We start from the raw sequence: 26,381 nt of genomic DNA, 5'->3' as shown, positions 1-26,381 counted from the left end.
ATGCCGGGACACGCCGAATCCGGTGTCGAAGATCAGTAGTTGTTGCAGGTGGTGATGATCTGTGCGATGCCGTCGAAGTACTTCGACGCACCCGGCGCGTTGGCGATCTGGGTGGCGGTGCGCTGCCGCTCAGCCGGGCCGGACGCCAGGAAGTTGCGCAGCATCGCCTGACCGACCGGCTGGGCATTGAACTCGGCGGCGAGATCGGGCCGCTCGGCGTTCATCGCTCCGATCACCTGGTCGTATGTACACGTCGTGTTGACCACCGGAGTCAAATCAGGGGTCGCCGACGCGATACCCGCGCTCAGCGGCAGCGCCGCGGCCACCCCGACCAGGGTCAACACAAATTTCTTTCCCGACACCTTCACCATTGCCTAGACACCTTTCCCCGCCCGACCTGTTTCCGGCGACACTGATCTTTCGGTGTTCGCGCCGGTTGCGTTACATGTTCTTTTGACAGGCTAACAGGACGAGCTGACCATGGCCGGACTCATGCCGTTGACCTGCGGGAATGCCGGACGTGACGCCATTCGAGCCTCCGCAAAGCGGGTGTGAGCAGCGGCTGGCCGCTCACCGAACGGCGCCGGCGCCCAGGCCGTTGCGAACCGGTAGCAGGAACCGCCGGGCGTACTCCTCGGGCCCGTCGGCCGATTCGAGTCCGAGCACGCCGCCCGGAATGAGGATGAACGAATGTATGGCCCGCGCAACGTGTTCGGCGAACTGGGTACGAAGCTCATCGGGTAGGTCACCGGGCCGGATCGTCGAGTAGACGAAGCCGCGGGCCAGATCCATGGCCGGTGAGTTCTCGGCGATCAGATACGGCCTCAGGAGTTCGGGGTTGACGCGCAACACGGTGGAGAACGCGGGATGGTTTCTCAGCAGCCGGTACGCCGCCGCGAATCCGTGCACCAGCCGGTCGTCGGCCGACTCGTAGCCGTCGATGACGGACTGGATACCGGCGAAGTAACGCGCCAGCTCGGTTTCGACCAGCGCGGCGATCAGCGCATCCTTGCCGTTGAAGTACAGATACAGCGTGGCCCGGCCGATTCCGGCCGTCCGCGCGATCTGCTCCATCGAGTACTTGCGCAGGCCGGTGGTCGAGGCCAACTCGAGTGCGGCGTCCAGGATCCGGCGCCGGGTCGCGCCGGATTCGTCGCCGGTAGACGTCACGTCGGCCATTATCCCCGACGGGGGGATGCCGGCGGCCCGGCTCAGCCGTCCGGCGGCGTCACCCGCCGCGGTATCGTCTCCGCTGTGCCGTCCCCGTCCGCGGATCTGGTGCTCTCCGGTGGGGGAGTCAAGGGTGTCGGACTCGTCGGTGCCGTGGTCGCCCTGTTGGACGCCGGCTACACGGTGCAGCGGGTGTCGGGAACGTCGGCCGGGTCGATAGTCGGGGCCATCGTCGCGGCGGGTTCGCGGCCAGGCCGAATGCTCACTGGCGCGCAGGTCAAAGACCTTGCGCTGCAATTGGATTACCACAAGTTTCGCGATCCGTTGCCGGCGCAGCGGCTGCCGTTGGTCGGCGCGTCGGTGGCGGTGCTGCTGGGCGACGGTATGTACAAGGGGGACTACGCCCGCGATTGGGTGCGCAGTCAGCTGCGCGACCTGGGTGTCGAGACCTTCGGCGACCTGGCCATCGACGACGACGAATTGCCACCAGAACAGCGCTACAAACTCGTCGTGACCGTCGCCGATGTCACCACGGGACAACTGGTCCGGCTGCCCTGGGATTACCGGCGGGTGTACGGCCTGGATCCCGACGAGCAGAGTGTGGCCGACGCGGTGCGCGCCTCGATGTCGATCCCGTTCTTCTTCCGCCCGGTCAAGCTGACCAGTGCCGCCGGTCGTACCTCGACCCTGCTCGACGGCGGCCTGCTGTCGAACTTTCCGGTCGACTCGCTGGACCGCACCGACGGCAGGGTCCCGCGCTGGCCGAGCTTCGGCATCACCCTGCTGCCCAACCTGCCCGACGGTATCGACAAGGTGTTGCCGGACTGGGGTTTGTTGCGCCGGCTCGGCCCGCCGCGGCTGCTCGACGATGTGATCACGACGGTGCTGGTCGGCCGCGATCAGGCCTACCTGAACCAGCCCTGGGTCAGCGCACGGACCATCCGGGTCGATTCGACCGAGGTCGGCTTCCTCGACTTCGACATCACCGATGCGCAGGTGAAGGCGCTGTATGCCAAGGGGCACGACGCGGCCCTGGCGTTTCTCGCCGACTGGGATTGGGGCAGCTACCTGCGCCGGTTCCGTGCTGTGAATCCCCTAGGGTGACGGGGATGGGCATCCGCCCTGTCGGCGCGCGGGATACCAAGGACGACGAAAGGACGGTGTCGTGACCGAGACGGCACATCGGCTTCGGGTGATGTCGGGGCGTGACCCCCATGAACAGCATCGCGTCGCGACCCCGCTGGAACTGCTCTTCGACCTCACCTTCGTCGTCGGCTTCGGCACTGCTGCTTCGCAATTCGCGCACGCGCTGACGGCCGACCATATTTTTGCCGGTTTGATCTCGTTCCTGTTCGCGACGTTCGCGATCTGCTGGGCGTGGATCAACTTCACCTGGTTCGCCTCGGCCTATGACACCGACGACTGGGTGTACCGGGTGACCACCATGGTGCAGATGGTCGGCGTGGTGATTCTGACGCTTGGCATCCCGGATGTGTTCGCTTCGATCGAGCACGGTGAGCACGTCGACAACGCGGTGCTGGTGGCCGGTTACGTGGTCATGCGGGTCGGCCTGATCGCGCAGTGGTTGCGCGCGGCGGTCCAGGATGCTGGTCGGCGGCGGGCCTGCCTGACCTACGCGGTATTGCTGGGTGTCGTGCAAATCGGTTGGATCGCACAGATTTTCACCCACACCTCGCTCGCGGTGACGGCCGCGTGGGTGGGTCTGATGTTGGTGCTGGAGATGACGGTGCCCGTGGTTGCCGAACGGTGGGGCGGGGGAACGCCGTGGCATGCCCACCACATCGCCGAGCGCTACGGGCTGATGGCGATCATCGCGCTCGGCGAGGGGGTGGTCGGCACGGTGGCCACGCTGTCGGCGGTGGTGCAGGAACAGGGCTGGACCGTCGATGCCATCCTCGTCACGGTCGCCGGAATCGGCCTGACGTTCGGCATGTGGTGGGTGTTCTTCACGGTGCCGACCGGGGACCTGTTGCACGCGCACCGCGAGCAGTCCTTCTGGTTCGGTTATCTGCCCATCTTCCTGTTCGGGTCGATCGTGGCGACCGGCGCCGGTCTCCACGTCGCCGCCTACTACCTGGAGGGCAGCTCGAAACTGGGGTCCGCGGGCACGGTGTTCTCCGTGGTGATCCCGGTCGGGCTGTTCGTGTGCCTGGTGTTCCTCATCTACTCGATCCTGGTCCAGCAGATCGACGTGTTCCACCTGCTGCTGCTCGTGCTCACCGCGGCGGTATTGGTGGGATCGGTCCTGCTGGCACTGAGCGGGGTGTCGATGGCACTGTGCCTGCTGGTCGCCACCGCCGCGCCGATGGTCACGGTGCTCGGATACGAACTCGTCGGCCACCGGCATATGGCCCAGGCGATGGAGCGCCGGCTGGTGGCTTAACGCCCCGCGGAGTGCGCGTCGAACGTCTCCAGTAGCGAGCGTTCCTGCTCGTCGCGCATCAACCGGCGCGCCTTCTTCCTGGTGATGAGGATGCCGATGACGGCGAGCACCCACACCGCGTACTGCAGTGTCCACGCCAGGTGGAACGAGTCGAACGAATAGCCGCCGGCGGCATCGAGGATCCAACCCATTCCCTGCATCAACATCAGCGAGGCCAGGAACCCTCCCATGTTGACCATTCCCTGCGCGGTGCCCAACGTGGCGCTCGGATTGAAGGTTCTGGCGAAATCGAAGCCCACCATCGACCCCGGCCCGCCGACCGAGATGATCACGACGAGCACCACCAGCAACCACAGCGGCGCGGGTCCCGGGAGCGCCAACACCACGGTCCAGATGGCGGCGTTGCTGCCGATGATGCCGAGCACCATCCAGGACCGGCGGTGCGGATAACGGCCGGTGAAGATGCCGAGCACGACGCCTGCGGTGATGGCGGTGACGACGGAGATGGTCAACAGGGTGCCCGCGACCGCGCGGGACTGGTGTTGGGCCACCATCACATACGGCACCCCCCACATCAACGCGAAGACAGTCACCGAGAACTGGGTGCCCATGTGGGTGAAGAACCCGAGCCTGGTGCCGGGACGCAGCCACACCGTGCGCACGCTGGCCAGGGTGTCGCGCACGCTCATGGTCTCGGTGGTGGCCAGTGGGCCGTCCGGGGTGTTCTGCACGATGGCCACGGTGAGCACCAACGCCAGCACGCTGAGGGCGGTCACCGACAGGTAGGCCGATGTCCAACCGGCCACCCCGAGCAGCGAGAGGAATGGCACCGCGGAGAGCACTTGGCCGAGTTGTCCAGAGATGCCGGTGATCTGGGTGAGCAGCGGGATCTGCCGGGCCGGGAACCAGTGCGGCACCAGGCGCAGCACCGAGATGAAGGTGATGGCATCCCCGAGGCCAACCACCGCACGGGCCGCCAGCGCCAGCGGCAGTGAGTCGGTGACCGCGATGGCAAGTTGGCCCGCGGCCATCACCGCCGCACCGGAGGCGATCAGGATCTTCGAACCGAATCGGTCCAACAGCACACCGGCGGGAACCTGGGCTCCCGCATAGACGATGACCTGCAGGACGACGAAGGCCGACAGCACGCTGGGGGTGGCGTGGAAACGATCGGCCGCCTCCAGCCCGGATACGCCGAGGGTGGTGCGGTTGAGCACCGCGACGATATAGGCGAGTAACCCGGTGGCCCAGACGATCCATGGACGCACGTGGGCAGCCTCTCTTCGGGTGAATCGGGATTTGTCCTGTCATAGTGTCGCAAATTGATAGGACGAATTGCCAACGGACTTCCGGGTGAATTTGCTCACCGCCGTTTACTGTCTTTGCTGTGAGGCCTCCCGTCTTGACGGAATTATCCGGCAGGTCAGATCTGGCATCGGATATATGCAGTTGAGCCGTGCGATAGGTACATATCGCCGGGGCGGGCCGATGGCACCGTCGTATTCGCTCGCTACCGCAAAACCCGCGCTAAAGTGTGGCCATGAAGGGTTGCACCAGTAGGCAGGTGCACGACTTTGCCTGACTACCGTTTGGGTGAGCTCGCCCGCATCTCCGGGGTGAGCGCCCGCAACATCCGCGCCTACCGGGAACGTGGGTTGCTGGATGCGCCCCGGCGGGACGGCCGGGCGGCCCTGTACGACGACCACCATCTGGCGCAGCTGCAGACGATCAGTCGACTGTTGCGGCGGGGATACACGTCCGCGCATATCGTCGAGTTCTTCGAGGCGGTGCGTGCCGGCGGTGACCTGGCCGAGTTCCTCGGCCTGGAGTACCGGGCCGTCATCGGCGATCTGCCCGCCGATGACGCCGCGGCACTGTTGCGGGCGGGGCTGCTGCGCAGGTCCGCCGGTGACCTGGAATGGGTGAACCCGGCGATCGCGGCCGCCGTCGGCCGCGCCGAGGACGGCCGCGGGCGTGTGCGATTCATGATGCAGTTGATCGAGGCGGTCGACGAGGACCTGCGGCGCGCGGTGGGGGAGGCGGCGACCCTGGTCGACGAGGAGGAGGCCGGCGGCCGCGACGAGGATCGTCGGCAGCTGTGCCGGCTGGTGATCACGGGCCGGCTCGACGCGATCGTCGGGGAGCGGATCGGCCCCTGAGATTTCCGCTGAGATCACAACCTGGTGTTGGCGGGGTCGCCACCGAAACGCTGCGCCAGCCATACCGGCAGGATCGCCAGCACCGTCAGCGCCGCCGCGACGACGTTGATCACCGGCGCCTGGTTGGGCCGGAACAGATTGGCGAAGATCCAGATCGGCAGCGTCTGCACCGCGGGTCCTGCGGTGAAGGTGGTGACCACGATCTCGTCGAAGCTCAGCGCGAACGCGAGGATGGCGCCGGCCACCAGCGCGCCGCGCATCATCGGCAAGGTGACATACCGGAACGTCTGCCATGACGAGGCGCCCAGGTCCGCCGACGCGTCCTCCAGGTGCGTGCCCAGCCGCCGCAACCGGGCCTGGGTGTTGTTGAAGACGATGACGATGCAGAAGGTGGCGTGTCCGATGATCACCGTTGCCATACCGAGCGTGATGCCGAGCGCCGAGGTGAAGGTGGCGTTCAGCGCGATGCCGGTGACGATTCCGGGCAGCGTGATGGGCAGCACGACAAGGAAACTCACCGCTTGTCTGCCGAAGAACCGGTGGCGCTGTACGGCGAACGCGGCCATCGTGCCCAACAGCAGCGCGATGACGGTGGCGGCCAGTCCCACCACCACCGAATTGGCCAGCGCCTGCCACATGCCCGCACTGTTGGCGGCATCGGTCCACCACCGCAGGGTGAAGCCGGTGGGTGGAAAGGCAAACGTGCGTGATGCGTTGAAGGCGTTGACCACCACCAGAAGCAGCGGTGCATAAAGGAAGATCAGGACCACTGCCGCCCAGCACCGCAGCGCCCACCGGGTCCGTTGTGAGCGCACTAGACGTTCTCCAATGCGCCGGTACGCCGCATCGCCAGCAGATAGGCCACGATGGCCGCGAGAGGGATGAGCGACAGGGCGGCGGCCAGCGGCTGGTTGTTCGCGGTGACCAGCTGCCCGTAGATGAGATTGCCCAGCATCTGCGTCTTGCCGCCGACGATCGTCACTGCGATGTAGTCCCCCAACGACAGTGAGAAGGTGAAGATCGAGCCCGCGGCGATGCCAGGGAACACCAACGGCGCCATCACCATTCGTAGCGTCGTGGCATCGGAGGCGCCCAGATCCGCACTCGCGTCGACGAGCGCGTCGGGCACCCGCTCGAACGCCGCGAACACCGGAATCACCATATAGGGCAACCACAGATAGCTCAGCGTGAGCACCGTGGCGATCAGCCCGTAGCCCGGCGTGCCACCGACCGCCCAGGCCAGCGGCCCCTCGGGGGACAGCAGCATCCGCCAGGCATAGGCCTTGACCAGATAGCTCGCCCACAGCGGCGTTGTCACGGCAACCAACAGCACCAGCCGCACCCGGGGCGAGGCGACTTTGGCCATGAACAACGCCAGCGGGACCGCCAACACGATGCAGATCACCGTCACCGCCAGGGCGATGCCCAGGGTGCGCAGGGTAACTACCCGGAACACCGCATCGGTGAGCACCCGCACCAGGTTGTCGGTGGTGACCGTCCGGGTGACCGCACCGGTGAAACTATCTGTACTCCACAGCGCCGAGACCAGCAGCACCGCAAGCGATCCCAGGTAGGCGATGACCAGCCAGGCCAGCGGCGGGATGAGCAGGAACGCCAGCCAAAAACTGCGTCGGGCCGCGCCGGGCGCGATCAACCCTTGATCTGCTGCCATTTGTCGACCCACTGATCGTAGGTCGTGCAGTTGTCACCGCTGCCGTCGACGCACTTCTTCTGCGGCGTCGTCCAATAGTGGATCTGCTCGGCGTATTTCGCGTCGGTGGCGTGGAAGATGCTGCAGAAGTCGCGTTGCGCCGTCTGCTCGCACGCCTTGGTCTGAGCCGGTGCCTCCCCGAAGTACTCGGCGACCTGAGCGTTGACCTTCGGTGAGGTGATCCAGTTCATCCACTTGTACATGCAGTTGGGGTGCGCCGCCTTGGCCGACACCATCCAGGTATCCGACCAACCGGTGGCGCCCTCCTTCGGCAGGATGGTGTTCACCTGCACCTTGTTGTCGGCGCCGATGGTGTTCGCGATGACCTGCCAGGTGGTACCGATCACCGAGGTGCCGGACTCGAATGCCTGCACCTCCTTGGTGTAATCCGACCAGTACTCGCCGATGTTCTCGCGCTGCGCCTTCAGCAGATCCGTCGCGGCATCCAGTTGTTCGGCCGTCAGCGCGTACGGGTTCTTGATGCCCAATTCGGGTTTCGTCTTCGACAGATACAGCGCCGCGTCCGCGATGTAGATGGGGGAGTCGTAGGCCGTCACGCGGCCCTTGTACTTGCCGGCGTCGGTGAACACCGCGGCCCAGGAATCCGGCGCATCCTTGACGACGGCGATGTTGTACATCAACAGGTTGGCGCCCCAACCGTGCGGGATGCCGTACATCTTGCCGTCCACCGAATTCCACGGCTGGTCCTTGAGGAACGGCGAGATGGTCGCGTAGTTGGGCACCAGGTCGGTGTTGACCGGTGCCACGTCGCCACCGTAGATCAGGCGCAGCGACGCGTCGCCGGACGCCGACACGCCGTCGTACTGGCCGGTGCGCATCAGCTGCACCATCTCGTCGGAGGTGTTGCCCACCTTGACGTTCGTCTTACAACCGGTCTCCTTCTCGAACGGGGTGACCCAGTCCACTGCCTTGTCGTTGGAGCCGTTCTCGGCATAGCCGGCCCAGGCGATCAGGTTGAGCTCACCTTCTCCGTCGCCGACGGACGTCGGTGCATCGATCTTCGGCGGTGCCTGCCCGCTGGGGCCCCCGCCGGAACCACTCGAGCACGCCGCGATAAGGGCGACGGTGGCGGCGAGCACCAACCCGGTGCGGATGACGGTGCGTGACATCTTCGGTCTCCTCAGGCGTTCAGGTGGTGGACGGCGGAATCGGGGAAGGACAGCACGACGGGTGAGCCGTGAGCCAGGCCGGCGGGAAGGGAACTTGCGGCGGTGAGCACGGTCGCGGTGATGGCCAGTCCGTGGGCGGTCGTGGAGGTGACCCTGGTCAGCGGGCCCGCGTAGATGATCTCGGCCACGGTGGCCTCGACGGTTCGGTTCGGGGCCGCGGGCGCCTCACCCGGGGCGTGTACCGCGATGCGCTCGGGTCGCACGGCAAACGTGCCGGTGCGGCCGAGCAGTGCCTGCGCTGCGTCGCCGTCGAACACGTTCGCGGTGCCGACGAAATCGGCGACGAACCGGTTGGCCGGGGTCTCGTACACCTCGCGGGCGGCGCCGACCTGTTCGATGCGGCCCGCGTTGAACACCGCCAGCCGGTCGCAGAGGGTGAGGGCTTCGTCCTGATCGTGGGTGACGATGACGAAGGTGATGCCCACGTCACGCTGGATGGCCTTCAGCTCGACCTGCATCTGCTCGCGCAGCTTGAGGTCGAGCGCCCCCAGCGGCTCGTCGAGCAACAACACGCGGGGGCGACCGACGAGGGCGCGCGCCAACGCCACGCGCTGGCGTTGGCCACCGGACAGCTGCGCCGGCCGGCGGGTGGCGTGCTCGGCCAGCCGCACCATGTCCAGCGCATCGGCCGTGCGCCGGCGCCGCTCTGACTTGTCGACACCGCGGACCTTGAGCCCGTATTCGACGTTCTGCGCGACCGTCATATGCGGGAACAGGGCGTAGTCCTGGAAAACCGTGTTGACGTCCCGGCGCTGGGCGGGGATGCCCGTGACATCGGTGCCGCCCAGCCGGATGTGGCCCGCGGTCGGTTGTTCGAAACCCGCGATCATCCGCAGGACCGTGGTCTTACCCGATCCGGACGGTCCGAGGATGGCGAACAGCTCGCCGTCGGCCACCGTGAGATCGGCACCCTCGACGGCGACGACCTCGTGTTGGCGGCCGGGGAACACCTTGCGGACACCGATCAGCTCGATACGCGGCTCGCCTGCGGTGCTGACCCCGGAGTGCTCGGCGAGTCCGGATAGCGGTGCGGGCATGGTCGGCATCGTATGGATTCCCCGGTCTAGGCGCAGCGTAAGTGCGGATTTCGTGTTGTGACCGGTGTTGGGGTGCGGTTTTCACCGGCCCGGCGGTCGATGGCTGCCGAGTGGGCCGAGCCAGCTCGTGGCGGCCTTGCGAGCCGTACCCGCGGGGCGGGGCCGTGCTTGGCATGAGTACGGCAAAGCGGACACCCCCGACCCGGCTGGGCGTCCTGGACGCCTCGGTCGCTCTTGGGAGCCCGCTTCCGGCCGCGTAACGGGGGCTCGCCAGGCCGGGTGGCGGCGTGGGTGCCACGCCAACCGCAATGTGAAGCCGTCGTCCGGGGGCGCTGAGACGAAAAACTTACCGATCAGTAATAAAAGCCAGCAAACAAATTATGTTCGCGGGTGTCCGTTTCTGGACACTTTTGGCCAAACTGTCGATGTCGTGCACGCGCACACGAGTCGCCGAAAATCAACATAACGATTTGATAACAATGCTGCCTTGATCTGGGATGTTGTGGCTACTCGACCGTAACCACCTGCCAACAGGACATTTGTCCCGCAAGACTTTGACGACCGCGAGGAGTGGCGTTATCGCAACCGTTGTTACCCGAGCGTAGAACTCGCTAGTAACCATTTGGGGGCGGAAAATCACCTTGGCTCTTATGACACTCTTAGTACGGCTGGACTGCACTGCTGGACCGGTCCCGTGGGTCGCACCGCGGTGATTCGTCACCGGGGCGTGACCCCTGACCATGCCCAGCGGAGCGGCACCGGCCGGAGAGCTTATGGAGATTCAGTGCCGAATCGCCGGGGCCCGCAGCCCGCGGGCACACCGGATCCGCCGCGATGGCGCGGCGTCACCGGCACCAGCAGCCAGACGCGTGAACAGATCAGTACCGAGGGAGATGGCAAGACGTGACGATCAACGAACACGACAGGGTGGCGGCCAACGGTAAGAGTGGCCTCGGGGGAGCTCCACTGTCGGGTGCGCACGCGCTCGTCGACCTGCTGAACGCCGGCGAGCCCTATGCCGTCGCATTCGGCGGCCAGGGAGCGTCCTGGCTGGAGAGCCTGGAAGAACTGGTCAGCTCGGCCGGCATCGAATCGGAACTCAGCGAGCTGGTCACCGAGGCGGCCATGATGTTGGAGCCGGTGGCGCGCGAACTCGTCGTGGTCCGCCCGATCGGTTTCGAGCCGCTGCAGTGGGTGCGCGCGCTGGCCGCCGAGGAGCCGCTGCCCGCCGCCAAACAGCTGACCACCGCCGCCATCTCCGGACCGGGCATCCTGCTCACCCAGATCGCCGCCATCCGCGCGCTGACCCGGCAGGGCCTCGATCTGTACGGCACCCCGCCGGTCGCCATGGCCGGACACTCCCAGGGCATCCTCGGTGTCGAATCGCTGAAGGCCAAGGGCGCCCGCGACGCCGAACTGCTCGCCCTGCTGCAGCTGATCGGTGCCGCCGGTTCGCTGATGTCGCGCCGGCGCGGCATGGTGGGCCGCGGTGACAAGTCGCCGATGGTCTCGGTGACCAACGTCGACCCCGACCGCATCGCCGAACTGCTCGAAGAGTTCTCCCAAGACGTGCGCACGGTGCTGCCGCCGGTCCTGTCCATCCGCAACGGCCGCCGCGCCGTCGTCATCACCGGCACCCCCGAGCAGCTGGGCCGGTTCGAGTTGTACTGCTCCAAGATCACCGAGAAGGAAGAGGCCGAGCGCAAGAACAAGCTGCGCGGCGGCGCGGTCTTCTCGCCCGTCTTCAACCCGGTGCAGGTCGAGGTGGGCTTCCACACGCCGCGGCTGGCCGACGGTGTGGCGCTCGTCGACAACTGGGCCGCCAAGATCGGCATCGACGCCGAGCTCGCCCACGAGATGACCGAGTCCATCTTCGTCAAGCCCATCGACTGGGTCAGCGACGTCGAGGGCCTGGCCCAGGCCGGCGCACGCTGGATCATCGACCTCGGCCCGGCCGACACCGTGACCCGCCTGACCGCCCCGGTCATCCGCGGCCTGGGCATCGGCATCGTCCCGGCCGCCACCCGCGCCGGGCAGCGCAGCCTGTTCACCGTCGGTGCGGTGCCCGAGGTGCCGGCCCCGTGGACCAGTTACGCCCCGTCCACCGTCACCCTGCCCGACGGCTCGGTGAAGCTGTCCACCAAGTTCACCCGCCTCACCGGACGCTCGCCGATCCTGCTCGCCGGGATGACCCCGACGACGGTCGACGCCAAGATCGTCGCCGCGGCCGCCAACGCCGGCCACTGGGCCGAGCTCGCCGGCGGTGGTCAGGTCACCGAAGAGATCTTCGACAATCGGATCGCCGAGCTCACCCAGCTGCTGGAGCCGGGTCGCGCCATCCAGTTCAACTCCCTGTTCCTGGATCCTTACCTGTGGAAGCTGCAGCTGGGCGGTCGCCGCCTGGTGCAGCGGGCCCGCCAGGCCGGCGCGCCGATCGACGGCGTCGTCGTCACCGCAGGTATCCCCGAGCTGGACGAGGCTGTCGCGCTGATCGACGAACTCAACGGCATCGGGATCACCCACGTGGTGTTCAAGCCGGGCACCGTCGACCAGATCAAGTCGGTCATCAAGATCGCGGCCGAGGTACCCGGTAAGGACGTCATCGCCCATATCGAGGGCGGCCGCGCCGGCGGTCACCACTCGTGGGAAGACCTGGACGACCTGCTGTTGGCGACCTACGCCGATCTGCGCAAGCTGTCCAACATCACCATCTGCGTCGGTGGCGGAATCGGCACCCCGGAGCGGGCCGCCGATTACCTGTCCGGCCGGTGGTCGCAGGCCTACGGCTTCCCGCTGATGCCGGTGGACGGCATCCTGGTGGGTACCGCAGCCATGGCCACCCTGGAGGCCACCACCTCGCCCCAGGTCAAGCAGCTGCTGGTGGACACCAACGGCACCGATATCTGGGTGGGCGCCGGAAAAGCCCAGGGCGGCATGGCATCCGGGCGCAGCCAGCTGGGCGCCGACATCCACGAGATCGACAACACCGCCTCCCGCTGCGGCCGGCTGCTCGACGAGGTCGCCGGCGACGCCGACGCGGTCGCCGAGCGGCGCGACGAGATCATCGCCGCGATGGCCGACACCGCCAAGCCGTACTTCGGCGATGTGTCGGACATGACCTACCTGCAATGGCTGGATCGTTACGTCGAATTGGCCATCGGCGACGGCAATTCCACCGCCGACACCAAGCGCGACGATTCGCCGTGGCTGGACATCACCTGGCGCGACCGCTTCGAAGGGATGCTCAAGCGCGCCGAGGCCCGCCTGCATCCGCAGGACTCCGGCCCGATCGAGACGCTGTTCGCCAATACGGCCCTGCTGGAGGACCCGGCCGCCGCGCGCGCCGCGCTGCTGTCGCGCTACCCCGAAGCCGAGACCATCAAGCTGCACCCGGCCGACGTCCCGTTCTTCATCACGCTGTGCAAGACGCCGGGCAAGCCGGTCAACTTCGTGCCCGTCATCGACAAGGATGTGCGGCGCTGGTGGCGCAGCGACTCCCTGTGGCAGGCCCACGACGCCCGCTACAGCGCCGACCAGGTCTGCATCATCCCGGGCACCCAGGCCGTCGCCGGGATCACCCGGGTGGACGAGCCGGTCGGTGAGCTGCTGGACCGCTTCGAGCAGGCCGCCATCGACGAGGTGCTCGCCTCCGGTGCCGACTCGGTGCCCGTGGTGTCGCGCCGGCAGGCCCGCGCCGACGTCGTCGGCCCGATCGCCGTGGTGCTCGATTCACCCGACGTGCTCTGGGCCGGGCGCACCGCGATCAACCCGGTGCACCGGATCGGCGCCCCGAGCGAATGGCAGGTCAACGAAAACCGTTCCGCGGTACACCCGTCCACCGGTTCGCGGCTCGAGCTCACCGAGGACGGTGTGACGCTGAGCGTGCCGCTCTCGGACATCTGGATCGAGATCAAGCTGACGCTGCCGGCCGCCACGGTCGACGGCGGCATGCCGGTGGTCACCACCGACGATGCCTCGACCGCCATGCGTGCCGTGCTGGCCATCGCCGCCGGTGTCGACGGCGCGGAATCGCTTCCGCCCGTGCATGACAACACGGCCACCCTCACCGTCGACTGGGATCCCGAAGAGGTCGCCGACCACACCGGCGTGACCGCCACCTTCGGCGCCCCGCTGGCCCCGGGTCTCACCCTGGTGCCCGACGCCCTGGTCGGCCACACCTGGCCCGCGGTCTTCTCCGTCATCGGGTCGGCCGTCACCGCCGACAACTTCCCGGTCGTCGAGGGTCTGCTCAGCCTGGTGCACCTGGACCACGCCGCGCACCTGCTGGCCCCGATGCCCAAGACGGCTGCCGAATTGACCGTCACCGCAACGGCTTCGCCGGCCAGCGACACCGAGTACGGCCGCGTCGTGCCGGTGTCGGTCACCATCGCCGATGCCGAGGGCACCGTGCTGGCCACGCTCGAGGAGCGGTTCGCCATCCGCGGACGCAACGGGGCGGCCGAGCTGGCCGACCCGCCGCGCGCCGGCGGGGCGATCACCGACAACGCCACCGACACCCCGCGTCGCCGGCGCCGCGACGTCACCGTCACCGCGCCGACCGATATGAGCGCGTTCGCGGTGGTCTCCGGTGACCACAACCCGATCCACACCGACCGGGCGGCCGCCCTGCTGGCCGGGCTGAAAGGCCCGATCGTGCACGGCATGTGGCTCTCGGCCGCGGCGCAGCACGTGGTCACCGCCACCGATGGCCGCGCCACCCCGCCGGCCCGACTGGTCGGCTGGACCTCGCGCTTCCTGGGCATGGTGCTGCCGGGCGACGAGATCGACTTCCGCGTCGACCGTGTCGGCATCGACCGCGGTGCCGAGATCATCGAGGTCACCGCGAAGGTCGGCGGCGACCTGGTGATGTCGGCGACCGCGCAGCTGGCCGCCCCGAAGACGGTGTACGCCTTCCCCGGTCAGGGCATCCAGCACAAGGGCATGGGCATGGAGGTGCGGGCCCGGTCCAAGGCGGCCCGCAAGATCTGGGATTCCGCTGACAAGTTCACCCGCGACACCCTGGGCTTCTCGGTGCTGCACGTGGTGCGCGACAACCCGACCAGCCTGATCGCCTCCGGCGTGCACTACCACCACCCCGAGGGCGTGCTCTACCTGACGCAGTTCACCCAGGTGGCCATGGCCACGGTGGCCGCGGCCCAGGTCGCCGAGATGCGTGAGCAGGGTGCGTTCGTCGAGGGCGCCATCGCGTGCGGTCACTCCGTCGGTGAATACACCGCGCTGGCCTGCGTTTCCGGTGTCTACAAGCTGGAGGCGCTGCTGGAGGTGGTGTTCCACCGTGGCAGCAAGATGCACGACATCGTGCCACGTGACGAGAAGGGCCGGTCCAACTACCGGCTGGCCGCCATCCGGCCCTCGCAGATCGACCTGGACGACGACGACGTCACCGACTTCGTCGCTCAAATCGCGGCGAATACCGGTGAGTTCTTACAGATCGTGAACTTCAACCTGCGCGGTTCGCAGTACGCGATCGCCGGGACCGTGCGTGGTCTCGAGGCGCTGGAGGAGGAGATCGAGCGGCGCCGCGAGATCAGCGGTGGTAAGCGCTCGTTCATCCTGGTGCCCGGTATCGACGTGCCCTTCCACTCCGAGGTGCTGCGGGTCGGTGTCGCCGACTTCCGCCGCGCGCTGGAGCGCGTCATGCCCGAAGGGCAGGATCCGGCGCTGATCGTCGGTCGCTACATCCCGAACCTGGTGCCGCGGCCGTTCACGCTGGACCGCGACTTCATCCAGGAGATCCGCGATCTGGTGCCGGCCGAGCCACTCGACGAGGTGCTCGCCGATTACGACACCTGGCGTAACGAGAAGCCGGAAGCCTTGTGCCGCAAGGTCGTCATCGAACTGCTGGCCTGGCAGTTCGCCAGCCCGGTGCGGTGGATCGAGACCCAGGACCTGCTCTTCATCGAGGAGGCCGCGGGCGGACTCGGTGTGGAACGGTTCGTCGAGATCGGCGTGAAGACCGCGCCGACGGTTGCCGGCCTGGCCACCAACACGCTGAAGCTGCCGGAGTACTCGCACAACACCACCGAGGTGCTCAACGCCGAGCGGGACGCCGCGGTGCTGTTCGCGACGGACACCGATCCGGAGCCCGAGCCCGAGGTGGACGAGGCGCCTGCCGCTCCCGCCGCCGAGGCCGCTGCCGCCCCCGCGGCTGCGCCGGCCCCGGCCCCCGCGCCGTCGGGTGGGCCTCGCCCCGAGGACATCTCGTACGACGCCGCCGATGCGACCCTGTCGCTGATCGCGCTGTCGGCGAAGATGCGGGTGGACCAGATCGAGCCGCTGGACTCCATCGAGTCGATCACCGACGGCGCCTCCTCGCGGCGTAACCAGCTGCTGGTGGACCTCGGTTCCGAGCTGAACCTCGGTGCCATCGACGGTGCCGCCGAGGCCGACCTGTCCGGGCTGAAGGCTCAGGTGACGAAGCTGGCCCGCACCTACAAGCCGTTCGGCCCGGTGCTCTCGGATGCCATCAACGATCAGCTGCGCACGGTGTTCGGGCCGTCGGGCAAGCGCCCGGCCTACATCACCGAGCGCGTCACCAAGACCTGGGAACTGGGACCGGGCTGGGCCAAGCACGTCACCGCCGAGGTGGCGCTGGGCACCCGTGAGGGTTCCAGTGTCCGCGGTGGCAGCCTGGGCGGCCTGCACGACGGCGCGCTGTCGGACGCCGCGTCGGTGGACAAGGTGATCGACGCCGCGGTCGCGGCGGTCGGTGCGCGCAAGGGCATTCCGGTGTCGATGCCGTCCTCCGGTGCCGCCGGTGGCGGGGTGGTGGACTCCGCGGCGCTGACCGAGTTCGCCGAGCAGGTCACCGGACCCAACGGTGTGCTGGCCTCGGCCGCCCGGCTGGTGCTCTCCGAGCTGGGCCTCGGCGCCCCGGTCGCCCAGGAGACGGTCAGCGATTCCGAGCTGATCGACCTGGTGACCGCCGAACTCGGTTCGGATTGGCCGCGTTTGGTGGCGCCGGTGTTCGACGCCCGCAAGGCCGTGGTGTTCGACGACCGCTGGGCCAGCGCCCGTGAGGATCTGGCCAAGCTGTGGCTGCTCGACGAGAGCGAGATCGACGAGGACTGGGAGCGGCTGTCGCAGCGCTTCGAGGGTGCCGGCAACGTGGTGGGCACGCAGGCCAATTGGTGGCAAGGTCGTGCACTTGCGACTGGCCGCCTTACGCACGCCGCGCTGTACGGCCGCGCGGCCGCCGGTGCCGAGAACCCCGAAAAGGGTGGGTACGCCAACGAAGTCGCGGTGGTGACGGGTGCCTCGAAGGGCTCCATCGCCGCCTCGGTGGTGGCGCAGCTGCTCGAAGGCGGGGCGACGGTCGTGGCGACGACGTCCAAGCTCGACGATGACCGGTTGGCGTTCTACCGCACGCTGTACCGCGACCATGCCCGCTTCGGCGCCACCTTGTGGGTCGTCCCGGCGAACATGGCCTCCTACAGCGACATCGACGCCCTCGTCGAGTGGGTCGGTAACGAGCAGACCGAGAACCTCGGACCCAAGGCGATCCACCTCAAGGATGCGCAGACCCCGACGCTGCTGTTCCCGTTCGCCGCGCCGCGCGTGGCCGGGGACCTGTCGGAGGCCGGTGCCCGCTCCGAGATGGAGATGAAGGTGCTGCTGTGGGCCGTGCAGCGGCTCATCGCCGGGCTCTCGCACCTGGGTGCGGAGCGCGACATTGCCTCGCGGTTGCACGTGGTACTGCCGGGCTCGCCCAACCGCGGCATGTTCGGCGGTGACGGCGCCTACGGTGAGTCGAAGTCCGCACTGGACGCCGTCGTCGCCCGCTGGAAGGCCGAATCATCGTGGTCGCAACGTGTTTCGCTGGCGCATGCGTTGATCGGGTGGACCAAGGGCACCGGGCTGATGGGCCACAACGACGCCATCGTCGGGGCCGTCGAGGAAGCCGGTGTCACCACCTACACCACCGCCGAGATGGCGTCGATGTTGTTGGCGCTGTGCGATGTCGAGTCCAAGGTGGCCGCGGCGCGTGAGCCGATCAAGGTGGACCTGACCGGCGGCCTGGGCGATGTCGAGCTGGACATGGCCGAGCTGGCTGCCAAGGCCCGCGAGGAGATGCTGTCGGAGTCCGCTTCCGACGATGAGGGTGACGACGCAGACGCCGGCACCATCGCCGCGCTGCCGTCGCCGCCGCGTGGCTACCAGGCGGCGCCGCCGCCGGAGTGGGCCGACCTCGACATCGACCCCGCCGACATGGTGGTCATCGTCGGTGGCGCCGAGCTCGGGCCCTACGGTTCCTCGCGCACCCGTTTCGAGATGGAGGTCTCCGGGCAGCTGTCCGCCGCGGGCGTGCTGGAACTGGCCTGGACCACCGGCCTGGTGAAGTGGGAGGACGACCCGAAGCCGGGTTGGTACGACACCGCCAGCGGTGACCTGGTCGACGAGGGCGAACTCGTCGAGCGCTACCACGATGCCGTGGTGGAGCGCGTCGGCATCCGCGAGTGGGTGGACGACGGCGCGATCGACCCCGATCACGCGTCGCCGCTGCTGGTTTCGGTGTTCCTGGACAAGGACTTCACCTTCGTGGTGTCGTCCGAGGCCGACGCCCGGGCGTTCGTCGAATTCGACCCCGAGCACACCGTCATCGCCCCGGTGCCCGACAGCTCCGACTGGCAGGTCACCCGCAAGGCCGGCACCGAGATCCGGGTGCCGCGCAAGGTGAAGCTGTCCCGGACCGTCGGCGCGCAGATTCCGACCGGGTTCGATCCGCAGGTCTACGGTGTCTCGCCGGACATGGCCAGCTCGATCGACCGGTTGGCGCTGTGGAACCTGGTGACCACCGTGGACGCGTTCCTGTCGGCCGGCTTCAGCCCGGCCGAGCTGATGCGCTGGGTGCACCCCAGCCAGGTGGCCAGCACGCAGGGCACCGGCATGGGCGGCATGACCTCGATGCAGACGATGTACCACGGCAACCTGCTCGGCAGGAGCAAGCCGAACGACATCCTGCAGGAGGTGCTGCCGAACGTCTTCGCCGGCCACGTCGTGCAGAGCTACATCGGTAGCTACGGCTCGATGATCCACCCGGTCGCCGCCTGCGCGACGGCCGCGGTGTCGGTCGAAGAGGGCGTCGACAAGATCAAACTCGGCAAGGCCGATTTCGTGGTCGCCGGCGGTTACGACGACCTGACGCTGGAGGCCATCATCGGCTTCGGCGACATGTCGGCCACCGCCGACACCGAGATGATGCGGGCCAAGGGCATCAGTGATTCGAAGTTCTCCAGGGCCAACGACCGTCGGCGGCTGGGCTTCGTCGAATCACAGGGCGGCGGAACGATTCTGCTGACCCGCGGTGATCTCGCGGTGCAGATGGGCCTGCCGGTGCTGGCCGTGGTCGCCTACGCGTCGTCGTTCGGTGACGGTGTGCACACCTCGATTCCGGCCCCCGGGTTGGGCGCGCTCAGCGCCGGCCGCGGTGGGCGCGAGTCGCGGCTGGCCCGCGAGCTGGGCAAGCTCGGCGTCGGACCCGACGACATCGCCGTGGTGTCCAAGCACGACACCTCCACGCTGGCCAACGATCCCAACGAGACCGAGCTGCACGAGCGGCTCGCCGCCTCGATGGGCCGGTCCAAGGGGGCGCCGCTGTTCGTGGTCAGCCAGAAGAGCCTGACCGGGCACAGCAAGGGTGGTGCGGCGGCCTTCCAGTTGATGGGGCTGTGCCAGATCCTGCGCGACGGTGTCATCCCGCCGAACCGCAGCCTGGACTGCGTCGACGACGAACTGGACCACGCCCAGCACTTCGTCTGGGTGCGCGAGCCCCTGCACTTCGGCGACAAGTTCCCGCTCAAGGCCGGTCTGGTGACCAGCCTCGGGTTCGGGCACGTGTCCGGTCTGGTCGCGCTGGTGCATCCGCAGGCCCTGATCGCGGCCCTGTCCGCCGATCAGCGCGCCGACTACCAGGCGCGGGCCAACGCCCGGGTGCTGGCCGGTCAGCGCAAGCTGGCCTCGGCGATCGCCGGTGGTCCGGCGCTGTACGAGAAGCCGGCCGATCGCCGGTTCGGTGGTGACACCGCGGAGAAGCCTCAGGAAGCGGCGATGCTGCTGGATCCTGCAGCCCGCCTCGGCGAGGATGGCCACTACGCGAAATGAGCGAAAGCGAGTCGGATAGCGTGCCGGGTATGGGCATCGTTGGGGTAGGTATCGACCTGGTTTCCATTCCGGACTTTGCGGAACAGGTCGACCAGCCGGGCACTGTGTTTGCCGAGACCTTCACGCCGGGGGAACGGCGCGACGCCGCGGACAAGAGTTCGTCGGCGGCGCGCCACCTGGCGGCACGGTGGGCGGCCAAGGAGGCCGTGATCAAGGCCTGGTCGGGATCACGGTTCTCCAAGCGGCCGATGCTCCCGGAGGGCATTCACCGCGATATCGAGGTCATCACCGATATGTGGGGCCGGCCGAAGGTACGGCTGACCGGCGCCATCGCCGAGCACCTCAAGGACGTGACCATTCATCTGTCACTCACCCACGAGGCCGACACCGCCGCGGCGGTCGCGGTGTTGGAGGCCTGATTCCCTTCCGCGAGCGGCCGTGTCTGCACAAGACACGCCGCTCGCGGTTGGCATTTCGGGGGCGCTCGCGGGATCGGTGGTGACGCTAGGCTCGTCGGCATGACTGATCTCGTCGCGCGTGTGCGTGAACTGTTGCCGTCGGTGCGCAGCGATCTGGAAGAGTTGGTGCGCATCGAATCTGTGTGGGCCGACCCGGCCCGCCGCGACCAGGTGCACCGCAGTGCCGACCTGACGGCGAAGTTGTTGTCGGAGGCGGGTTTCGGCGATGTGCGGATTGTGGATGCCGGGGGAGCACCCGCCGTCATCGCGCGGCATCCCGCCCCCGAGGGTGCGCCGACGGTGCTGTTGTATGCCCACCACGATGTGCAGCCCGAAGGCGACGCCGCGCAGTGGGTGTCGCCGCCGTTCGAGCCCACCGAACGTGACGGCCGGCTCTACGGGCGCGGCACCGCCGACGACAAGGCCGGAATCGCAACGCATTTGGCGGCCTTTCGGGCGCATGGTGGCAATCCGCCGGTCGGTGTGACGGTGTTCGTCGAGGGTGAGGAGGAGTCCGGCTCGCCGTCCCTCGGTGCGCTGCTGGACGCGCATCGTGACCTGCTGGCCGCCGATGTCATCATCATCGCCGACTCGGACAACTGGAGCACCGACATCCCGGCGCTGACAGTCTCGTTGCGCGGGCTGGCCGACTGTGTGGTCGAGGTGGCCACGTTGGACCATGGCCTGCACTCGGGGCTGTGGGGTGGGGTGGTGCCCGACGCGTTGTCGGTGCTGGTGCGGCTATTGGCCAGCCTGCACGACGACGACGGCAACGTCGCGGTGGCCGGCCTGTACGAGGCGACGGCGGCCGAGGTCGAGTTTTCCGACGAGCGGGTGCGCGCCGACTCCGGTCTACTCGACGGGGTGTCGCAGATCGGCTCAGGACCCGTGGTGCAACGACTTTGGGCCAAACCGGCGATCACCGTCATCGGGATCGACACCACGCCGATCGGCAAGTCGTCGAATACCCTGATCCCGCGGGCCCGGGCCAAGATCAGCATGCGGGTGGCGCCCGGCGGCGACGCGCGAGCGCATCTGGAAGCGCTCACCCGGCACCTCGAAGAGCATGCGCCGTGGGGCGCCAAGGTCACCGTCACGCCCGGCGACGTCGGCCAGCCCTACGCGATCGACGCGACCGGCGCCGTCTACGACGCGGCCCGTGCGGCATTCACGACGGCGTGGGGCCACGAGCCCGTCGACATGGGCATGGGTGGGTCCATCCCGTTCATCGCCGAGTTCGCCACCGCGTTCCCGGACGCCAAGATCCTGGTGACCGGTGTGGAAGACCCCGGCACACAGGCACACAGCATCAACGAGAGCTTGCACCTGGGCGTGCTGGAACGGGCGGCTACGGCCGAGGCGCTGTTGCTCGGCGCGTTGGGTACGCCCTAAGCGCGTTTCCGACGTTCTGGTCGCCAAACGCGCGGTGTGGCGACCAGAACGTCGGGAACCGCGCTATACCGAGATGTCGCGGCGCAGCTTGGCGACGTGTCCGGTGGCCTTGACGTTGTACTGGGCCACCTCGATATTGCCCAACTCGTCGACGACGAAGGTCGACCGGATGACGCCCTGCACCGTCTTGCCGTACATCGTCTTCTCGCCGTAGGCCCCGTAGGCGGTGAGCACTGACTTGTCGGGATCGGACAGCAGCGGGAAGGTCAGCCCCTCGTTGTCGCGGAACTTGGCCAGCTTCTCCGGCTTGTCGGGGGAGATGCCGATGACATCCAGGCCCGCCTCGTTGAGTTCGGCGAGGCTGTCCCGGAAATCGCAGGCCTGTTTGGTGCAGCCCGGCGTGGAGGCGGCGGGGTAGAAGTACACGATGACCTTGCGGCCCTTGAAGTCGGACAGCTTCACGGTCTTGCCGTCGGCATCGGGGAGGCTGAATGCGGGGGCTTTGTCGCCGACGGCGAGGCGCGGGGTCTGGGGCATACCTGTTACACGTCCTTCTGATCGACCGGTGCAGCGCGGTGCGCTGCGGCTGCTCTAGGGTAAGTCGGCAAAGGTTGTGAGTTGAAGGCGCACATGGAGGGGCACAGTGGCCGACCGGGATCCTGACAGCATCAAGCGCGATATCGACCAGGCGCGTGATCAGCTTGCGTCGACGGTCGATCTGCTGGCCGAGCGGGCCAACCCGCAGCGTCTGGCCGACGATGCGAAGGCCCGCGTGCTGGCGTTCGTGACCAAGCCCGCGGTGCTGGGATCGGTGGTCGGCACCGTGGTGCTGGTGTTGGTGATTCGCCGCGTGCGGCGCCGCTGAGCTGGTAGTTCACCCGGGCAGTTCAGCGCCGCCGGCTGAGCCGGCAGTTCAGCGCCGCCGGCTGAGCCGGCAATTCAGCGCCGCCGGCGCGGGCGGAACCAGTCGGCGAGGGTGAGGCGGGGCGGATTGGCGGTCATGCCGATGCGGCTACAACTGATGACGGCCATCGTGCCGTTGCTGGGTGCGGTGCCACTGTCACCGGCGGCACCCGATGCCGGCGATGCACTTCCGCTACGCATCAGCTAATCCCTGCCTTCATCCCCCGACGATTTGCCTCGGCGAATGGGCCTCGGCATACAGCTAACTTCAGCCTAGCACGGTCCGAATGGCTGTGGCTCGCCGTTTCAGAGCCTCTTACCAGCATCTTCGGGCCGATCGGTCAGTCAGGCACGCGCCACATGGGCGGATTCAGCACATTCCGCTCGATCGTGCGCGGATGAACCCACGATATTGACTTCGGCGTCAATCGCAACGCTAACACCGCGCTCCTGGTCCGGCACACCGATGCGGCTAACCGCCGATGAGGACGCCGGAGCACCGCGGAGTTTGCCAACGCCGAGATCGCCGCCCGCATGGGCGAAGACGTGGCGACGGCATCGAGGTTCGAGACGGCGTCCGCCCGCGGTCAGGTGAGGCCGGTCCCGGCGTGGTAGCCGAAGTCGCCGATACCGGTCAGCACGGCCACCATGACCTCATCGGTCACCAAGTTTGTGGAAATCGGTGGACCCGGGGGCGGCGGGGGAGGTGGCGCGGCCGGCGCCGGAGGAGCGGGATTCGGCCTGGCGGCCGTCGGCAGATTGATGTTCAGCTGCGGTCCGGCATCGAGGGGGAAGGCGCATTCCGGGCCGTAGAAGGCTTTGCTGAGAATCGTCCCGCTATACGCAGATGCCACCATGGTGCGCATCTGCTCGATGGTGAGGACACACGGTGCCGACGCGCCGGGTGGAGCCGCGACGAGGGCCGCCGGCGGTGGCGGCGCGGGCGGCTGCGCCGGCGGCGGTGGTGGCGCTGCGGGCCGGGCGGCGGCGGCCGGTATGGCTGCGACGGCGGTCGGTGCTGCCGGCGGGATGACGTGCATGGTGACCGGCAGTGCAGGGGCGGTCGCCAGGGGTCTCGGTGGCGGTGGGCTCTCGGGCGGCGTGTGGTCGCGAAGGGCGACAACGGCGACCCCTACCGCTACGAGCGGAACGATGCCGCGGGACCAGCGCACGCCGGGGTGTGTCACAGTGGGTCCCTCCCGGTGGCCTGCGTTGTCGCACCCGACTCCCCGTTGACAGGGCAAACAATTGTAGTTAACGTCAATTAGTTTGCTGCTGCACCGGATATCTTGGCAGACTCGCCGGCGCTGTGTGGGCTTTGTCCGATTTTTGGCGCGGGGCTGATCGGGGGTTTCACGATACAGAAATTTCTGTATCGTCATCGGGGTGGAAACCTTGACCCACAGCGCCGCGTTGGCCCGCTTCGGGCATGCCTTGGCCGACTCCACTCGCACCCGGATCCTGCTCAGCCTCAACCGCGCGCCGAGTTATCCGTCGGACCTCGCCGACCAGATCGGCGTGACGCGGCAGATCCTGTCCAACCATCTGGCCTGCCTGCGCGGATGCGGGCTGGTGGTCGCGGTGCCCGAGGGCAAGCGCATGCGCTACGAACTGGCCGACCCGCGCATCGCGCACGCTCTCGACGACCTCATGGGACTGGTGTTGGCCGTCGATCCCGAGTGCACCTGCGTCGGGCCGGACGGCCGGGAATGCGGTTGCGGGTGATCGACTCATCGACACGGGAGCGTCGCGCGCTGCTGGCCCGTCGCATCCGGATCTTGGTCGCCGCGACCATCTCCTACAACGTTCTGGAGGCCATCGTTGCGATGGCCGAGGGCGCCCGTGCATCGTCCACGGCGCTCATCGGCTTCGGGCTGGACTCGGTCATCGAGGTCGCCTCGGCGGCCGCGGTGGCATGGCAGTTCGCCGCCCCTGATCCCGAGGCGCGCGAGAAGGCCGCGCTGCGCATCATCGCGCTGTCGTTCTTCGGGCTGGCCGCCTATGTGACCGTCGATGCGGCACGGGCATTGCTGGGGGTGGACCGACCCGCGCATTCCGCTGTCGGGATCGTCTTGGCAGCAACCAGTTTGGTGATCATGCCGGTGCTCTCGTATGCGCAACGCCGGGCCGGCCGCGAGTTGGGCTCTCGGTCGGCGGTCGCCGACTCCAAACAGACCCTGCTGTGTACCTACCTGTCGGGCGTGGTGCTCGCCGGGCTGGTGCTCAACAGCCTGCTGGGCTGGTTCTGGGCCGATCCCGTCGCGGGCCTGGTGATCGCAGCGGTGGCGGTCAAGGAGGGCCTCGACGCCTGGCGTGGCGATGCGTGTTGCGCGTAACGACAAAAGCCCTGCCGAAGCAGGGCTTTTGCGTGTGGTGCGCCGTCAGGGTTTCGAACCCCGGACCCGCTGATTAAGAGTCAGCTGCTCTACCAACTGAGCTAACGGCGCGCGTGTGGAACAATAACAGGCCCCACCGTGCGAGGTGAAATCCGCATGAAGGACGGGGTGCGCAGGCCGTCTGAGCGCCGGTCTCAGCGGGTGGGCCGATGGTTCCGAATTCCCCTAGAATGCTGGCAAGTTGCTGCGAATGTGTGGCGGTGTCGTGGAGCGAGGGTGATGGTGCAGGTCACACCGTGGAGGCGGGCACGTCGGGGCGGGGCCTTGGCGGCCGTGCTGGCCGTGGCCACCGCCGCCTGCCTGGCGGCCTGCTCCACCAACCAACCGCCGCCTGCGCCGCAGACCATCACCGACAAGGGCACGCCGTTCGGTGACCTGCTGGTGCCCAAGCTGAACGCCTCGGTGACCGACGGCGCGGTCGGGGTGACCGTCGATGCCCCGGTGACCGTCAGCGCCGAGGCCGGCGTGCTGGGTGCGGTCAGCATGGTCGACTCGTCGGGCGCGGCGGTGGCGGGCAAGGTCAGCCCCGACGGGTTGACGTGGGCGACGACGGACCCGCTGGACTACAACACCCGCTACACCCTCACCGCGCGATCGCTGGGGCTCGGTGGTGAGACGAGTCGGACGATGACCTTCGAAACGCATTCGCCCGAGAACCTCACCATGCCCTACGTGCTGCCCAATGACGGAGAGGTCGTCGGGATCGGGCAGCCGGTGGCCGTCCGGTTCGACGAGAACATCCCCGACCGCCTCGCGGCCCAGAGGGCCATCAAGGTCACCACCAAGCCGCATGTCGAGGGTGCCTTCTACTGGTTGAGTAACCGCGAAGTGCGTTGGCGCCCAGCCGAGTATTGGAAGCCAGGAACCGATGTCAAGGTCGAGGTGAACACTTACGGGGTGGACCTCGGTGACGGGCTGATGGGGCAGGAGAACGTGGCCACCCACTTCACCATCGGTGACCAGGTCATCGCCACCGCCGACGACGCCACCAAGACGCTGACCGTGCGCCGCAACGGTGAGGTGGTCAAGACCATGCCGATCTCGATGGGTAAGAACAGCACGCCCACCAACAACGGCACCTACATCATCGGCGACCGGTACTCACACCTGATCATGGATTCGTCAACCTACGGCGTTCCGGTCAACTCGCCCAACGGTTATCGCACCGAGGTGGATTACGCCACGCAGATGTCCTACAGCGGTATCTACGTGCACGCCGCGCCGTGGTCGGTGGGCAGTCAGGGCTACAGCAATGTCAGCCACGGTTGCCTCAACGTCAGTACAAGCAATGCCCAGTGGTTCTACGAGAACACCAAGCGCGGCGACATCGTGGAAGTCGTCGGCACCGTCGGGTCGCCGCTGCCGGGTACCGACGGTCTGGGTGACTGGAACATCCCGTGGTCGCAGTGGAAGGCCGGCAACGCCAACGACTGAGCGGT

At 67.7% G+C, this 26,381-nt stretch carries 20 protein-coding genes and 1 tRNA gene; 10 read left to right on the top strand and 11 right to left on the bottom strand.

Translation table 11 applies throughout. The features are described from left to right. Window positions 1-32: 32 nt before the first annotated feature. Both SBI67_RS18525 and SBI67_RS18520 read right to left on the bottom strand, forming a co-directional pair. Window positions 33-371 carry a hemophore-related protein gene (locus SBI67_RS18525; protein WP_318981945.1) on the bottom strand — a complete coding sequence of 113 codons (339 nt, stop codon included), beginning with the start codon at window positions 369-371 and terminating at the stop codon, window positions 33-35. Between the two features lie 199 nt (window positions 372-570). After that, entirely contained in the window at window positions 571-1,170 is a 600-nt protein-coding gene (locus SBI67_RS18520) for a TetR/AcrR family transcriptional regulator (RefSeq protein WP_318981944.1), read from the bottom strand. A gap of 84 nt (window positions 1,171-1,254) precedes the next feature. Here SBI67_RS18520 and SBI67_RS18515 point away from each other — a divergent pair, with 84 nt between their 5' ends. After that, the gene (locus tag SBI67_RS18515) at window positions 1,255-2,274 is read left to right on the top strand and encodes a patatin-like phospholipase family protein (protein WP_318981943.1); all 1,020 of its coding nucleotides are present in this window, start codon (window positions 1,255-1,257) and stop codon (window positions 2,272-2,274) included. Window positions 2,275-2,365: 91 nt separating this feature from the next. Continuing rightward, complete coding sequence (locus tag SBI67_RS18510) at window positions 2,366-3,574, top strand: low temperature requirement protein A (protein ID WP_318981985.1); 1,209 nt, start codon at window positions 2,366-2,368, stop codon at window positions 3,572-3,574. Here SBI67_RS18510 and SBI67_RS18505 read toward each other — a convergent pair. Continuing rightward, on the bottom strand, window positions 3,571-4,842 hold the full coding sequence (locus SBI67_RS18505; protein WP_318981942.1) for an MFS transporter: 1,272 nt from the start codon (window positions 4,840-4,842) through the stop codon (window positions 3,571-3,573). The two genes, SBI67_RS18510 and SBI67_RS18505, sit on opposite strands and share 4 nt — an antisense overlap. A 306-nt stretch (window positions 4,843-5,148) precedes the next feature. On the opposite strand from SBI67_RS18505, the gene SBI67_RS18500 reads away from it, so the two are divergent. Further along, window positions 5,149-5,733: a MerR family transcriptional regulator gene (locus SBI67_RS18500; RefSeq protein ID WP_318981941.1), complete on the top strand. Its 585-nt coding sequence runs from the start codon at window positions 5,149-5,151 to the stop codon at window positions 5,731-5,733. A 14-nt stretch (window positions 5,734-5,747) separates the two neighbouring features. Here SBI67_RS18500 and SBI67_RS18495 read toward each other — a convergent pair whose 3' ends face one another. Genes SBI67_RS18495 through SBI67_RS18480 form a run of 4 tightly spaced genes read right to left on the bottom strand, consistent with a single transcriptional unit; the run spans window position 5,748 to window position 9,671 of the window. Beyond that, the gene (locus SBI67_RS18495; protein WP_318981940.1) at window positions 5,748-6,548 is read right to left on the bottom strand and encodes an ABC transporter permease; all 801 of its coding nucleotides are present in this window, start codon (window positions 6,546-6,548) and stop codon (window positions 5,748-5,750) included. Beyond that, window positions 6,548-7,405, bottom strand: a complete 858-nt coding sequence (locus SBI67_RS18490; RefSeq protein ID WP_318981939.1) for an ABC transporter permease — start codon at window positions 7,403-7,405, stop codon at window positions 6,548-6,550. Before SBI67_RS18490 ends, SBI67_RS18495 begins: the two co-directional genes overlap by 1 nt. Beyond that, complete coding sequence (locus tag SBI67_RS18485; protein ID WP_318981938.1) at window positions 7,384-8,574, bottom strand: ABC transporter substrate-binding protein; 1,191 nt, start codon at window positions 8,572-8,574, stop codon at window positions 7,384-7,386. Before SBI67_RS18485 ends, SBI67_RS18490 begins: the two co-directional genes overlap by 22 nt. An 11-nt stretch (window positions 8,575-8,585) precedes the next feature. After that, window positions 8,586-9,671: an ABC transporter ATP-binding protein gene (locus tag SBI67_RS18480; RefSeq protein WP_318981937.1), complete on the bottom strand. Its 1,086-nt coding sequence runs from the start codon at window positions 9,669-9,671 to the stop codon at window positions 8,586-8,588. A 903-nt stretch (window positions 9,672-10,574) separates the two neighbouring features. On the opposite strand from SBI67_RS18480, the gene SBI67_RS18475 reads away from it, so the two are divergent. The 3 genes from SBI67_RS18475 to SBI67_RS18465 all read left to right on the top strand — a co-directional run bounded on the left by SBI67_RS18475 (window position 10,575) and on the right by SBI67_RS18465 (window position 21,643). Beyond that, on the top strand, window positions 10,575-19,793 hold the full coding sequence (locus SBI67_RS18475) for a polyketide synthase (protein ID WP_318981936.1): 9,219 nt from the start codon (window positions 10,575-10,577) through the stop codon (window positions 19,791-19,793). Between the two features lie 29 nt (window positions 19,794-19,822). Then, window positions 19,823-20,212: a holo-ACP synthase AcpS gene (acpS, locus tag SBI67_RS18470; RefSeq protein ID WP_024451064.1), complete on the top strand. Its 390-nt coding sequence runs from the start codon at window positions 19,823-19,825 to the stop codon at window positions 20,210-20,212. Window positions 20,213-20,311: 99 nt separating this feature from the next. Further along, complete coding sequence (locus tag SBI67_RS18465; protein WP_318981935.1) at window positions 20,312-21,643, top strand: dipeptidase; 1,332 nt, start codon at window positions 20,312-20,314, stop codon at window positions 21,641-21,643. Between the two features lie 63 nt (window positions 21,644-21,706). Here the strand turns inward: SBI67_RS18465 and bcp are convergent, their stop codons facing one another. Then, entirely contained in the window at window positions 21,707-22,180 is a 474-nt protein-coding gene (bcp, locus tag SBI67_RS18460) for a thioredoxin-dependent thiol peroxidase (RefSeq protein WP_318981934.1), read from the bottom strand. A gap of 106 nt (window positions 22,181-22,286) precedes the next feature. Here bcp and SBI67_RS18455 point away from each other — a divergent pair, with 106 nt between their 5' ends. Further along, a complete protein-coding gene (locus tag SBI67_RS18455) occupies window positions 22,287-22,508 on the top strand; it encodes a DUF3618 domain-containing protein (protein ID WP_318981933.1) in 222 nt (73 codons plus the stop codon). Between the two features lie 74 nt (window positions 22,509-22,582). Here the strand turns inward: SBI67_RS18455 and SBI67_RS18450 are convergent, their stop codons facing one another. Further along, window positions 22,583-22,747, bottom strand: a complete 165-nt coding sequence (locus SBI67_RS18450; RefSeq protein ID WP_318981932.1) for a hypothetical protein — start codon at window positions 22,745-22,747, stop codon at window positions 22,583-22,585. Window positions 22,748-23,133: 386 nt separating this feature from the next. After that, window positions 23,134-23,733 carry a hypothetical protein gene (locus SBI67_RS18445; protein WP_318981931.1) on the bottom strand — a complete coding sequence of 200 codons (600 nt, stop codon included), beginning with the start codon at window positions 23,731-23,733 and terminating at the stop codon, window positions 23,134-23,136. A 199-nt stretch (window positions 23,734-23,932) separates the two neighbouring features. Between SBI67_RS18445 and SBI67_RS18440 the strand changes: the two genes are divergently transcribed. Continuing rightward, window positions 23,933-24,271: an ArsR/SmtB family transcription factor gene (locus SBI67_RS18440; protein WP_318981930.1), complete on the top strand. Its 339-nt coding sequence runs from the start codon at window positions 23,933-23,935 to the stop codon at window positions 24,269-24,271. After that, complete coding sequence (locus tag SBI67_RS18435; protein ID WP_318981929.1) at window positions 24,256-24,882, top strand: cation efflux transmembrane domain-containing protein; 627 nt, start codon at window positions 24,256-24,258, stop codon at window positions 24,880-24,882. The genes SBI67_RS18440 and SBI67_RS18435 overlap by 16 nt, the downstream gene beginning before the upstream one ends. A 35-nt stretch (window positions 24,883-24,917) precedes the next feature. Here the strand turns inward: SBI67_RS18435 and SBI67_RS18430 are convergent. Beyond that, window positions 24,918-24,993, bottom strand: a tRNA-Lys gene (locus SBI67_RS18430). 168 nt (window positions 24,994-25,161) lie between these two features. On the opposite strand from SBI67_RS18430, the gene SBI67_RS18425 reads away from it, so the two are divergent. Continuing rightward, the gene (locus tag SBI67_RS18425) at window positions 25,162-26,376 is read left to right on the top strand and encodes a L,D-transpeptidase (protein ID WP_318981928.1); all 1,215 of its coding nucleotides are present in this window, start codon (window positions 25,162-25,164) and stop codon (window positions 26,374-26,376) included. Window positions 26,377-26,381 lie beyond the last annotated feature (5 nt).

Origin of the sequence: Mycolicibacterium chengduense, from assembly GCF_033741155.1 — a bacterium.
Lineage (GTDB): Bacteria > Actinomycetota > Actinomycetes > Mycobacteriales > Mycobacteriaceae > Mycobacterium.
The sequence above is the reverse complement of the archived record's forward strand: the minus strand, read 5'-3'. Positions and strand labels throughout refer to the sequence as shown.